Source organism: Delftia sp. PX-1 (assembly GCF_055797465.1).
Window position 1 is genome coordinate 3,181,391 of the sequence record NZ_CP184763.1, and the last position, 13,124, is coordinate 3,194,514.

8 protein-coding genes are annotated in these 13,124 nt (G+C 65.7%); 5 read left to right on the forward strand and 3 right to left on the reverse strand.

The window, feature by feature from the left end; genetic code table 11:
- Positions 1–33: 33 nt before the first annotated feature.
- Genes ACN20X_RS14700 through ACN20X_RS14715 form a run of 4 tightly spaced genes read left to right on the forward strand, consistent with a single transcriptional unit; the run spans position 34 to position 7,620 of the window.
- The gene (locus ACN20X_RS14700) at positions 34–2,439 is read left to right on the forward strand and encodes an ATP-binding protein (RefSeq protein ID WP_473210797.1); all 2,406 of its coding nucleotides are present in this window, start codon (positions 34–36) and stop codon (positions 2,437–2,439) included.
- Positions 2,440–2,443: 4 nt separating this feature from the next.
- A complete protein-coding gene (locus ACN20X_RS14705) occupies positions 2,444–3,655 on the forward strand; it encodes an EAL domain-containing response regulator (protein WP_133074214.1) in 1,212 nt (403 codons plus the stop codon).
- Between the two features lie 20 nt (positions 3,656–3,675).
- On the forward strand, positions 3,676–6,948 hold the full coding sequence (locus ACN20X_RS14710; protein ID WP_473209517.1) for a hybrid sensor histidine kinase/response regulator: 3,273 nt from the start codon (positions 3,676–3,678) through the stop codon (positions 6,946–6,948).
- A gap of 18 nt (positions 6,949–6,966) precedes the next feature.
- Positions 6,967–7,620, forward strand: a complete 654-nt coding sequence (locus tag ACN20X_RS14715; RefSeq protein WP_016448158.1) for a response regulator — start codon at positions 6,967–6,969, stop codon at positions 7,618–7,620.
- 25 nt (positions 7,621–7,645) lie between these two features.
- Here ACN20X_RS14715 and ACN20X_RS14720 read toward each other — a convergent pair whose 3' ends face one another.
- A complete protein-coding gene (locus ACN20X_RS14720; RefSeq protein ID WP_223275363.1) occupies positions 7,646–7,891 on the reverse strand; it encodes a hypothetical protein in 246 nt (81 codons plus the stop codon).
- 372 nt (positions 7,892–8,263) lie between these two features.
- Between ACN20X_RS14720 and ACN20X_RS14725 the strand changes: the two genes are divergently transcribed.
- Complete coding sequence (locus ACN20X_RS14725) at positions 8,264–10,423, forward strand: methyl-accepting chemotaxis protein (protein WP_473209518.1); 2,160 nt, start codon at positions 8,264–8,266, stop codon at positions 10,421–10,423.
- A 14-nt stretch (positions 10,424–10,437) separates the two neighbouring features.
- Here the strand turns inward: ACN20X_RS14725 and ACN20X_RS14730 are convergent, their stop codons facing one another.
- Both ACN20X_RS14730 and ACN20X_RS14735 read right to left on the reverse strand, forming a co-directional pair.
- The gene (locus tag ACN20X_RS14730; RefSeq protein ID WP_473209519.1) at positions 10,438–11,394 is read right to left on the reverse strand and encodes a BRO-N domain-containing protein; all 957 of its coding nucleotides are present in this window, start codon (positions 11,392–11,394) and stop codon (positions 10,438–10,440) included.
- 418 nt (positions 11,395–11,812) lie between these two features.
- Positions 11,813–12,973 carry an IS30 family transposase gene (locus ACN20X_RS14735; protein WP_016448150.1) on the reverse strand — a complete coding sequence of 387 codons (1,161 nt, stop codon included), beginning with the start codon at positions 12,971–12,973 and terminating at the stop codon, positions 11,813–11,815.
- Positions 12,974–13,124: the final 151 nt, after the last annotated feature.

Sequence of the window (13,124 nt, forward strand, 5' to 3'; positions counted from 1 at the left end):
TCCCGCTCGACTCGGCACGGGTGGTGCCCGTCCATGGCACTGCGCGATTGGATGGCGTCGCTGCGTGATTGGACGGTATTTGCACTGGCAATCATGGCCATGCTGGCCTGCGCCTTGCACAGCGGCAGGGACGATGCCGCCCAGGCACCGCCATCCCGCAGCCGCGCGCATGTGCCTGTGGGGGACATGCAGCTGTTTTTCATGGACCGGTATTTCCTGCTGCTGGACGCTGCCGTGGGCGCGACCCGCGCGGCCGTCCATTCCCAGGCCGGTCTGGCATGGCCGTGGCGCACCAGCGCACCGCAGGACCACCTCGTGCCGCTGTATTCGCTGATGCATGTGGGCCGGGGCCTTCCCGAATCGCTGCTGCTGCGCAAATCCGTGAACAACGCCGCATGGCTTGCAGACCGCTGGGAGCCCGTGCGGCAACTGGTCAGGGCCCACGCCTGGCTGCTGCTGTGGTCCGTGTCGCTGGGACTTGCCCTCATGGCTGCACTTGCATGGTGCGTGGGCCGGCTGCGACGCGGCGTGCCGGCTTCGGCCTGGAGCCGGGCAGGGGCCTGCGCCGCCGGTGATGCACTCTGCCGAAAGCTGCTGGACACGGCACCCGTGGGCCTGGCGCTGGTGCGGTGCAGCGATCGCAGCCTGCTGCTGTCCAATGCGCTGGCCCGGCAGTGGGTGTGCAGTGATGCTTCCTGGTTCGAGCAGGCCGTGGCCGGGGGCACGCAGCAGGGCCCGCGTGAGCTGGCGCTGGGGGACGGGCGATGGGTGGAGGTCCGCACCACGCCCACGACCCACGGGGGCGAACCGGTGGTTTTCTGCCTGGTCAGCGATGTGACGGCGCTCAGGCAGGCGCAGGCAGCGCTGGTCGATGCCAAGCAGCGCGCCGAATCGGCGAGCCAGGCCAAGACGCAGTTTCTGGCGACCATGAGCCACGAAATACGCACACCGCTCTTTGGCATCCTGGGAACGCTGGAGCTGCTGGCCCTGTCCAGGGTTCCTTCCGAACAGACCCGCTACCTGGGGGCCATGCAGCAGGCATCGGCCTCCTTGCTGCGCATCGTCAACGACAGCCTGGACCTGTCGGCCATCGAGGCGGGCCGGCTGCAGCTGGAGGCCCAGGCGTTCTCGGCCACCGAACTGCTCGACAGCGTGGCCGCAGGCCTGCTGTCGCGTGCCGAGCAAAAGGGCCTGCAGCTGTATGCCGTCTCCGATGTGAAAACGCCGCCCCTGCTGGTGGGCGATGCCTTGCGGCTGCGGCAGATCCTGGACAACCTGGTGGGCAATGCCATCAAGTTCACGTTCTCCGGCCACGTGGCCCTGCGCCTGCAGGTCATGGGTGACAGCGAGGAAGGCACCGACCTGCGGTTCCAGGTGCAGGACACGGGCATCGGCATCGACCCGGAGCAGCAGCCCTTCCTGTTCGACCCGTACTTCCGTGCCCATGCGGCCACCCAGCAGCAGGTCCAGGGCGCGGGCCTGGGGCTGTCCATCTGCCTGCGCCTCAGCCAGGAGATGGGCGGGCGGCTGACGGCCGCCAGCCAGCCGGGACTGGGGACCTGCGTGTCATTCGAGCTGCGCCTGCCGCGCGAGAGCGCGGCAGGCTATGAGGCAGTGCCCAGTCTGTTGCCGCACACCGTCTACGTGGATGGCGCCATTCCGGAAGTCGTGCACAACCTGTGCGCCTGGCTGCGGCATTGGGGCGCCATGGCCCAGCCCTACCGGGACCAGGTGCAGGGTCCCAATGAGCAGGCCGTGCTGGTGCAAGCCTGGCCGCGGTCGCTGCGCCGTCCGCAATGGACGGGCAAGTGCGTTCTGGCGCTGGCGCCGGGCGAGAGCCCCCGCGAGACCGTGCAGGCCTGCGTGTGGGAGGCCAGCGCGCCTGGCGTGCCGGCAGTGGGCCATGCGCTGGGCCTGGCCCAGCAGGGCATTGCGCCGGGTGCGCGCCCCGACCTGTATGCCGCCGCCGCCCAGGTCCACGAGCCCCTGGGGCTGAGGGTGCTCATCGTCGAGGACAACCCCATCAACAGGATCATCCTGCGAGAGCAGCTGCAATTGCTGGGCTGCGAGGTCCAGCAGGCCAGCAATGGACAGGACGCGCTGTCCCTGCCCGGCCTGCTCGAATTCGATGCCGTTCTCACCGACCTGCACATGCCGTTGCTGGACGGCCCGGCCCTGGCGCGTGCGCTCAGAAAGCGCGGGTATGTCCGCCCGATCGTCGGGCTGACGGCCAATGCGCAGCCGCAGCCGCAGCCGCAGCCGCAGACCCAGACGCAGGCGCAAGAGCAATCGCAAGGGCAGGGGCAGGGGCAGGGGCAGGGGCAGGGGCAGGGGCAGGGCGACGGACTGCCGGCCGGCTTCGACAGCCTGCTGTGCAAGCCATTCACGTTGGCGGTGCTGCGCACCACCTTGAACAACATCAAGCAAGGCAGGACCTGAACCCATGCTGGCCCCATTCAAAGTACTCATCCTGGACGACCATCCCCTGTGCTGCGAGCACGCGCGCAGCCTGCTCATGGAGGCGGGACTCACGGACACGCACATGGCCTGCAACGCGCGGGAGGCCCTGGAGAAGCTGGGCGACGGCGGATTCCATCTCGTCATCACCGACCTGAAGATGCCTGACATGGACGGCCTGCAGTTCATCGATGAATTGAGCCGGCGCGACCTGCATCCCATGCTCGTGATATCCACCTCCTGCTCGCGCCGGCTGATGAACAGCGTCAGTCTCATGGCCAAGGAGTCCGGCTTTTCCGTCATCGGGATGTTCCAGAAGCCGTTCGGCACGGACCATGTCCAGGCGCTGGTCAGCCAACTCAGGTCCGTCCATGCAAACGAGGGGAAAACCGCTGCCGGCATCAGGGAGCGGCCGATTTTCGCCAAGGCCCACCTGGTGCAGGCTTTGCAGGAGAAAACCATACAGGCCTGGTTCCAGCCCAAGAAATCCCTGCTCACGGGCCACATCGTCGGCGTGGAAGCGCTGGCGCGCTGGAACGATCCGCAGTTCGGCTTCATGATGCCGGGCTCGTTCATGTCCGCCATCCGGTTCCATGGGCTGGACCATGCCTTGCTGGTGCGGATGATGGAAGATGCCATGTCGGCGCACCTGGCCTGGCGCAGTGCCGGACATGTCGTGCCTGTGTCCGTCAACCTGCCGATACCGCTGCTGGACGATATCGGCCTGCCGGACGAGTTGCACGGCATGGCGGCCCGGTGCGGCATTGCTGCGGAGAACATCACGTTCGAGCTTCTGGAGGACCAGGCCGTCGGCATACCCGCCAACTACTACATGAGCGCGAGCCGGTTGCGCCTCAAGGGCTTCGGCCTGGCCCAGGATGACTACGGGCGCGGATACAGCTCGATGTACAGCCTCATCTCCACGCCCTTCACCGAATTGAAGATCGACCGGGCCTTCGTGGCCGGTGCGGCAGGTGACGAGGTGCGGACTGCGGCCTTGACGTCGTCGGTGCAACTGGGGCGGCAGCTGGGCCTGACGGTGACGGCGGAAGGCGTGGAGACCACCCGGGACCTGGAGTTGCTGCGCAGCATCGGATGCGATTGCGTGCAGGGCTATCTGCTGTCCGCCGCGGTGCCTGCGGTTGAATTTGCCCTTATGCTGGCGTCCGAACCCCGGCACCAAGGCAACCCCACCTGACCCAAGCACGCAAGGCGTCCATGCCCGACTCCCCGTTCAGCAAGATCACACGCACCACACGCTGGCAGAACCGGGTACTGTTTGGAGCGCTTCCCCTGGCGATCTTCCTCATCGCCGTGCTGCTGTGGGGTTCGGAGAGGATCTTCGAGCAGGAGCAGGGGCGCCTGGCCTTGAACTTCTCCGCCATCGTCGGCTCGCTGCAGGAGCAGGAAATCTTCCTTCGGCGGCTCAAGGGCCGCAACGAGTCCTGGAAAGCGCTGCCGGACCAGAGGATAGCCACCATCGTCGACGTGCCCGCACCTGCGCAGGCGGACTACCGCATGTTCCGTGGCCGCGAGGCCATCGGCGGCATTCCCTTTTCACTGCAATGCTCTGCGCGCGTGGCCTGCGACACGCTCCCGGACCGGCTTTTCTCGCTGGGCAGCTCCCTGGCCGCAGGCTATTCCTCCTTCTGGGCAGGCTCCTACTTTCCGGCAGCCGCTGCCTTCTTCACCAAGGAGGACGGGGCGATCAGCATCGGCGTGCCGGCCATCGACGTGCCCATCGGCAACGAGAGCGTCACGCAGGAAATGTTCGACAGCACGATTGCCGCCGTCAAGGCGCATCTGCGGGCCAGGGCCGCCGATGCCCGGCCGGGCGCCGGCTCCACGGCGCCGGCGCAGGAAATCGTCTGGTTCCGGTCGCCCCAGTTCCCGGAGAAGATGATCGGCATGGTCGCCGCCGGCTTTTCAAGCCATCTCGAAGCCGGCGACGAAGCCGCCACAAGCCCGATCTACGCCGCCATCCTTTTCAGCCGCCAGCGCATCAGCGCCATAGAAAGAACCATCCATACGCTGCCCAGGCATCTTTTCTGGCTGGAGCACCGGGACTTCGGCGTGCTCATGGGCACCGGCCCCGTCCCGCAGGTGGACAACACGGGGATGCAGTACACGCGCAATGGCCTGATCCTCAAGACCGAGGATGCCTCCGGCCGGTGGACCGGCTACTACCAGGTGGACTACGCCACCTTTTTCCAGGGCAGGCTGTTCGCCCCTTCTGCCGGCCTGGTGCTGGCCCTGCTGCTGAGCCTGCTGGCCGGCGTGGCCTATACCCGGTGGTTCAACCGCAAGGTGATTGCGCCCGCGCAGGAGGCGCAGCGGGTCATCGTCGAGAGCAATGAATTCAACAGGACGCTGATCGAAACCGCTCCCGTGGCCATCTGCCTTGTGGCCTACGGCAGCGGGAAAATCATCTTCAGCAACTCGCTGGTGCAGGAGTGGCTGCACTCGGCCGATGGCTACCTGCGTCCCGGCTCGCCGGAGAACAAGGCGGCGCTGGAGGAGATTGTCCATGCCCGGGCCGCAGGCACCATGGAGCGCCTGGTCACCGAGCAGGGCAGGACGCTTCATGTGGCCTATGCGCCCACGCGCTACCTCGGCCAGGATGTGACGCTGTGCATTTTTGCCGACGTCAGCGCGCGCGCGGAGATCGAGAGCAACCTGGAGCGGGCAAGAATCGCGGCGGACGAGGCCAACGAGGCCAAGTCCACCTTTCTGGCGACCATGAGCCACGAAATCCGCACGCCGCTGTATGGCGCGCTGGGCACGCTGGAGCTGCTGGGCATGACCGAGCTCACCCAGCTGCAGAGCAAATACGTGGACCGTATCGAAGCGTCCTCGTCCATCTTGCTGCAGATCATCAGCGACATCCTGGACACCAGCAAGATCGAGGCCGGCCAGCTGCAGCTGGAAAAGGCCCCGTTCAATCCCCGGGAGCTGGTGCAAAACTGCACCAGTTCCTACGCCGCCATGGCGCAGCAAAACGGCCTGCTGCTGTTTTCCTGCGTGGACGCGCAGGTGCCCGAGTCGGTGCTGGGCGATGCGGTGCGCATCCGCCAGATCCTGGGCAATCTCATCAGCAACGCCATCAAGTTCACGGAGGCCGGCCATGTGATCGTCCGCCTGCGCAGCATGCCGGGCACGGCTTCGCAGGCCCGGCTGGTGTTCGAAGTCTGCGACACGGGCGTGGGCATAGAGAAATCCCTGCATGGCGAGCTTTTCACGCCCTTTTATCTCGTCAAGAACAGCAGCCGCACCGCCCGTGGAGCGGGCCTGGGCCTGTCCATCTGCTGGAGCCTGGCCCGGATGATGTCCAGCTCCATCCAGGTCTGGAGCGAGCCCGGCCTGGGCAGCAGGTTCTGGTTCGAGCTGGGGCTGGAGACCGTCGCGCAGGAGCAGGGGCCGGAGCAGGAGGAGGCTCCCGCGCTGCAGGGCGCCCGGATCGCGGTGCGCACCCCCCACCCGGAACTGACGGACAACATCTGCGCCTGGCTGCGGCGCTGGGGCGGCCAGGCCCGCGCGGCGGCAGCCGCCCCGGTGGCGGCCCATGACGATGAGCTGCTGCTGGACGTCCTGCTGCCGGCGGACAGCCCCGCGCCGCAGTGGAAGGGGCGGCACCTGAACCTGTCCTCGCCGGACAACCGGGGCATCGACGGGCACAACGTCCTGAGCATCGGCCAGGGCATTGCGCAGGTGCTTGGCGGTGCGCAGCGCTCTGCCAGCGCCGGCACCGATCTGCCCCTGTTCGACCTGCGCGTGCTGGTCGCCGAGGACAATCCCGTCAACCAAGTGACGCTGCGCGGCCAGCTCGAGAGCCTGGGCTGCGAAGTCACGGTCGCCGACGACGGGGAGGAGGCGCTGGCGCTGTGGGACATCAGCCCGCACGATCTGGTGCTGACGGATGTGAACATGCCCTACCTCAACGGCTACGAACTCGCCGAGCGGCTGCGTTCGGAGGGGGTTGCCTGCCCCATCGTCGGCGTGACCGCCAATGCCATGCTGGACGAGGAAAACCGCTGCCTGAACGCCGGCATGAATGCCTGGCTGGTCAAGCCCATCCAGTTGCGCACCCTGGTCCGCACCCTGGAGAAGTTCGCGCCGAGAAAGCGCCTGCGTCCGGCGCCTGCCCAGGCCGGCGCTGCGGCGGCGGACATTCCCCCGCCCCCGGCCCTGTCGGAGCCCAACGTTTTGCAGACGCACAGGCAGGTCTTCGTGCAGTGCATGAACGACGACATCGCAATGCTGGCCCGCGGCCTGGATGAGCGCCGGCCCGACCTGGCCGCCCAGGCCCTGCACCGCATGCGCGGCGCCTTGCTGCTGGCCAGGATGCAGGAGCTTGCCGCCCGCACCCAGGCGCTGGAGGAGCGGCTCCTGAACGGCGCCCCGGAGCCCGGCCTGCAGGCCGCGCTGTCAGTCCTGCTGGACGACCTCCTGGCCGACCTTCGCGCCATGATGGCGCAATTGCCCCAGCCCTAACCCTTTGCTTGCGATCCCATGAAACTGAAACTGCGCATTGCTGTCGTGGACGACCACGCCGTGGTCCTGCTTGGCGTCAAGGACTTCCTGGAGCAGGACCCCAATCTCCAGGTCGTGGCCACGTTCGATACCCCGTCGTCCTTGATGGAATACGCCAGATCGAACCCCCTGGACGTGGTTCTGACCGACTACTCCATGCCGGGCGATGACCTCTACGGAGACGGCCTGCGCTACGTGGACTACCTGATACGCCATTTCCCGCACATCAAAGTGCTGGTGCTGACGACCGTCTCCAACCCCATGATCATCTCGGCCCTGTATGACGCGGGCGTCGCCGGCGTGCTGCTCAAGGAAGATCCGCTCAGCCAGATCATGGCGGCGCTGCAATGCGTGCGCCTCAACACGCGCTACTACTCGCCGTCGTTCCAGGCAGGCACGCCCAGGCAGGAGAGGACGGTTTTCCTGAGCGAACGCGCCAACAACCTCTCGCCGCGCGAATTCGAAGTCCTCAGGCATTTCGCCAAGGGGGAATCCATCACGGAAATCGCCGCACGCCTGAGGCGCAGCGTCAAGACCGTCAGCCTCCAGAAGAACTCCGCCATGCGCAAGCTGAACGTGGACAGCAACCAGGACCTGGCCGCCTTCTGCGCCGAGCACCATCTCTTCGACTGACCGGCCTGCGGGCTGCACCAGCCGGTCAACCTTCCAGCGCCTGGCCTTGCGCCTGGCTGCCGCCCTCGGCGTCCACCTCGCCCAGGCGATAGTGCGGTTCGGACGGCATCAGGCGAAACCCCAGAAGTGCCCCGCGCCGGCTTGTCTTCATCGCCAGGGGCGCCTGGCAATGCACGCAGCCATAGTTCACGAAATTGGCATCCTGCTCCAGCGAGTAAAAGCGGAACCTCAGTCCGGGGTGGGGCTTGGACAGGGATGTATTGCTCAGCAATTCGTAGCATGGGTCGCACAGTTTCTCGGTTGTTTTCGGCTGCATTTCTGGAAATAAAACGGATCGATATACCGCTGTCCAGTCTTGCCAGAACCTGCGCAATCCAGGTTAAGACGATTCTTATCGTCGGCTGTCATATCCGTTGCAATGAATGCCGCCGCCGGCGGCAATCCGGCAGTTTCCGCTGCTGTTGCAACACTTGGTTACTTCCTTGACCCATCTCAAATCCCCCAGGCGGCGGCGCCGATACGCTTCGGCCCATGAATCGCCACGGCTTGACTTGGGTCAGCCTGGCCGGGCACGCAGGCATTCCATGCCGATACCGCGTGCGCACACAACAGCGGCGCCCTACGCCGCACAGGAGATGCATCAATGCACATCGGCCAACGTTTCTGGCGCCGCCAAGGGCTGGGCACCAAACTGTCCATCACCAATTTCGTCTGGGTCGCCTCCATCCTGGGCCTGCTGGTCCTGGGCATTGCCTGGGATGTCAGCAAGTCCCTGCAGTCCAGGATGAACAGCGACATGCAGCAGGGCATACGGACGCTGCACAACTTCATCGAGTCCAACGACAAGGAGCTGCGCCAGCGCACCCAGTTCCTGGCCGACAGCCTGGCGCACAGCCTGCAGGGCACGCTCAGCCTGGACACCGGCGGCAGCGAGCCGGTGCTGAGCCTGGACGGCCAGCCGCTCAACGGCAACGATGCGCAGCTGCAGGCCTTCACGCGCAGCACCGGCGCCGTGGCCACCGTGTTCGCGGCCCAGGGGCAGGGCGACTTCGTGCGCATTGCCACTACCCTGAAGAACGACAAGGATGACAAGGGCGCGGCCGTGCTGGGCAGCCGACTGGACCGTGCCCATCCCGCCTACGCCGCCATCCAGGCCGGCCAAAGCTACATGGGCCTGGCCCACCTGTTCGGCCGCCAGTACATGACGCACTACCGCCCGCTCAAGGACGCGGCGGGCGCCACCGTGGGCATTGCCTTCGTGGGCCAGGACTTCTCGCAACTGCTGGAGCACTTCAAGGACTCCATCCGCGCGCTCAAGGTCGGCCAGACCGGCTACTACTTCGTGCTCAACGCCGAAGACGGCCCCCAGCGCGGCCAGCTGGTGGTGCATCCCGCCATGGAGGGCAAGAACATCAGCGAGTCCAGGGACGGCGACGGCCGCTTCTTCATCCGCGACATGCTGGACCGCAAGCAGGGCAGCATCGCCTATCCCTGGACCAACCCGGGCGAGGAGCAGCCCCGCGACAAGCTGGTCGTCTTCAGCCACTACGCGCCCTGGAACTGGGTCATCGCCACCAGCGCCTACGTGGACGAATTCGTCTCCGAGACCCGCAGCCTGATCCTGCAGTTCGCCCTCATGGGCCTGGGCGCCGTGCTGCTGCTGTCGGCCGCGTGGTTCTGGCTCATCCGCCGCATGATCGTGCGCCCCTTGAAGCAGGCCAGCCACATGGCCTACGCCATTGCCGATGGCGACCTGACCGTGCGCATCGCCAGCGACCGCCATGACGAAATCGGCCACCTGCTGGAAGCCATGAACACCACCAGCACGGGCCTGACCCGCGTGGTCGGCAGCGTGAACGAACAGGCCCACAGCGTGGCCCTGGCCAGCGCGGAAATCGCCCAGGGCAACCAGGACCTGGCCGCCCGCACTGAAAGCGAAGCCAGTGCGCTGGAGCAGACGGCCGCCGCCATGGAAGAGCTGGGCTCCACCGTGGCCCACAACGCGGACCACGCGCAATCGGCCGACCGCATCACGCGCGAGGCCCAGCGCGTCGTCACCGAAGGCGGGCAGGCCGTGCGCAAGGTCGTGCAGACCATGCAGGGCATAGACGCCAGCAGCAAGAAGATTGCCGACATCATCGGCGTCATCGACGGCATTGCCTTCCAGACCAATATCCTCGCCCTCAACGCTGCCGTGGAAGCTGCCCGGGCGGGCGAGCATGGCCGCGGCTTTGCCGTGGTGGCCGAGGAAGTGCGCGCCCTGGCAGGCCGCAGCGCCGAGGCCGCCAAGGAAATCAAGCAGCTCATCAGCCACAGCGTCGCCGAAATCCACACCGGCAACCAGGAGGCCGCGTTTGCCGGGGAAACCATGGAACAGGCCATGGAGGAAATCCGCAAGGTCACCCAGCTGATATCGGACATCAGCCACGCCAGCGCCGAGCAGAACAGCGGCGTCGCCCAGGTGGCCGAAGCCATCACCCACATCGACCAGACCACGCAGAAAAACGCCGCCCTGGTCGAGGAAATGGCCGGCGCCGCCGCCGGCCTGCGCCACCAGTCCGATCAACTGGTGCGCGTGGTCTCCATCTTCAGGCTGCCGGGCGGCAGCAATGCCCAGGCGCAGGCGGCGCCCCGTGCACCGTCGCTGGCGCCCGGCGCGGCCAAGGCATCTGTGCCCCAAGCCGCCCCGCCTGCCGTTGCCAAGCCTGCCACCCCGGCCGCGTCGGCTGCCTCGGCAAAACCGGCTGCCGCCAAGCCCATCGCCATGGCCTCCACGGCCGATGACGACTGGGACAGTTTCTAGGCGTCGCGCCCGCCTCAGTCGTGCCGCGCCATCAGGTCACGGCGGCGGCGCTCGTAGTAATGCCGCTGGCACTCGGCCGCCTCCTGCCAGGCCTGCCTGTCGATGGCCTCCTGCACATGGTCCGGCAGCGGCCGGGGCGCAGCCGCAGTCGCCAGCATGGCCTCCATGCCCTCCAGCGGCGCAAAGCCCAGGCAGGGCAGCTCGAACGGCAGCATGGGCTCCTGCGCATTGGCAAGAATGGCCCCCAGCGCCCAACGCGCCATGCGGTCGAAGAAGCCGTCAGGGTGCCCATGGTTCCAGTACCGCGCCATCTCCGGCCCCGCAAACCGCATGGCGTCATAGGCATGCCTGGGGTTGTGGCGGGCCAGCTCCACCACCTCGCTGAACCAGATCTCTCCAATCCCGTAGTGCTCATGCCCGCTGTTCACGCGCGGCGGCACAAACCACTGAATGCGCTCCCCCTTCGCATTGCGCCGTGTGAAAGACAGGTCATCGCAGGTGCGGATGCGGCGCAAGACCTTGGACGCAGGCCCCGGGATCAGGCTCTGGGGCGGGTGCATGGCATCGTGCCCGGGCTTGGTCTTGTACTTGGGTTTGCTGTCTTTGGCCGGGGCATCCACGCCAGTCAACACCTTGCGCTGCACCCAGCGCCTGAAGGGCTTGGCCTCAGGTGATGGGCTGGCTTGAATCAGCGCCTGCAGGCCGTTCGCATTGACAGCTGCCAAGGCTTGGCGCCTGGGCATGCGGCCGGGCTCGCTGGCAAGGCGGACGGTGCAGCGGTGGTCTTCAGCGAGCTTGCCGATGGCCAGCTTGTGGCGGGAGATTCCCAAAGCTGTGCACACATCCTTGGCCATGAACCAGGTCACGCCGTTCCTGCGGAATGTGCGGATCGGGATGTCGCCGAAGTGGAGGGTTTGGGGAGTGGTGTCGTCTGCAGGGATTCCACGGACGGACGGGGTCTGCGTAGCCATGACTGGCGTCCTATGATTCGTTGGACTACCAACTTCGCCTCCTGTTGAGAGAGGCGGCCGAGTGCTTCAACACGGTCATAGGGCCGCCCGCAGATTTCCCCCGAAGGGTCTTGTATAGCTGCGCGCCACCCGGCCATAAGCAAGCCTTGCCCCGGAGCTCGAGGCAAGACGAAACGTATGGACGAAAAAAAGCCACTGGACTTACGGGAGTGACTTCCGCCTATGAGGTGTGTTGAGCACCGGGGAGGATCGTAGCAGGTGTGGGCGTGCGGGAGCTGCCCAAAGCTGTTACGTAGGCGTGCTGAATGGAGTGTGCAGGTACGGGGCTTTGCAGTGAGTTGCGAGGGCAACGTCACAAGGCCTGTGCGTCAGCAGTAGGCCACCGCAGACGTTTGAACGACGGCTTCAGGCAGTGGATTCAACCGGTCAACGCAACACACTCATCAAACATTTCAGCAGGTGTTCTGAACCCCAGCGTCTTCCTGGGACGCTGGTTCAACTGCCTTGCAATCGCATCCAAGCTCTCCTGTGAGTAGCCCGACAGATCCAGGCCTTTGGGAAGGTACTGCCTGAGTAACCCGTTCGTGTTCTCGTTGGTGCCCCGTTGCCATGGATGGTGCGGGTCGCAGAAGTAGACCTGGATGTCGGTCGCCAACGTGAAGCGCTTGTGCCCCGCCATTTCCGAGCCGCGATCCCAGGTCAAGGAGCGGTAGAGCTCATGCGGCAGGCTCCTGGCATGTCTGGCTAGGGCCGCAGCCACGGTGTACGAGTCTTTGTCCACCAGCTTGACCAGCATCACATAGCGCGTGTGTCGCTCCACCAAGGTCGCGATCTGGCTATGAGCATCGCCGAACAGCAAGTCTCCTTCCCAATGCCCTGGCACGGCTCGATCTTCTATACAGGCCGGACGTTCGCTGATGGGGACGGCACCGACGATTCGGCCATGGATACTGGTCTTTTGCGTGTAGTGCCGTGAACGACGCATGCCTCTGGTGCGCCGCAAATGCTCCAGAAGCTCCTTCTTCAAAGCGCCCCGCGTCTGGACAAAGAGCGTGCGATAGATGGCTTCGTGGGACACCTGCATGCTCCTTTGCTCTGGGTAGGTCCGTTTGAGCCAACCGGCGATCTGCTCAGGCGACCATCGATGCTGCAGTTTGCCAGCCACGATCTGCGCCAGGGCTGGATTGCTCGCCAGCTTGCAAGGCTTGGGGCGGTGCGCACGCTCCCAGGCTGCTTCATCGGCGCGCGCAGCCCTGTAGCAACTCTTGCCACCGTTGCGGTGAAGCTCACGGCTGACAGTGGATGCAGCTCGCCCCAAGCGCGCGGCAACGCAGTGGATGGATTCGCCCGCAGCCAATGCCCGCGAGATCTCCTCGCGCTCAGCGAGAGTCAGTGCCAATCGTGATCGATGGCGCGCTGGCGGGCGGATTCCGCCGGTTGCGGCCAGGATGTTCTGAATGGAGGTATGTGGCCGATCGAACAGCTTGCCGATCTGGTGCAGGGTATCGCCCTTGCTCCAGCGATCCCACATCATCGCCTTCTGTGCTTCGGTGTAGTAGATCCGAGGTCGTTGCTTCATGGCCAGCACTCCTTGCGCCAGGTGCAGTCATTGTGTTGCATCGACCGGTTGAATTCACAGCCGGTATCAGCCTATGACCGAGGGCTGCTCACGACCCAAGCGCGACAGCCGCCGTATCGCATGGGACTTCATTTAGCTGGCATCTGCGCCA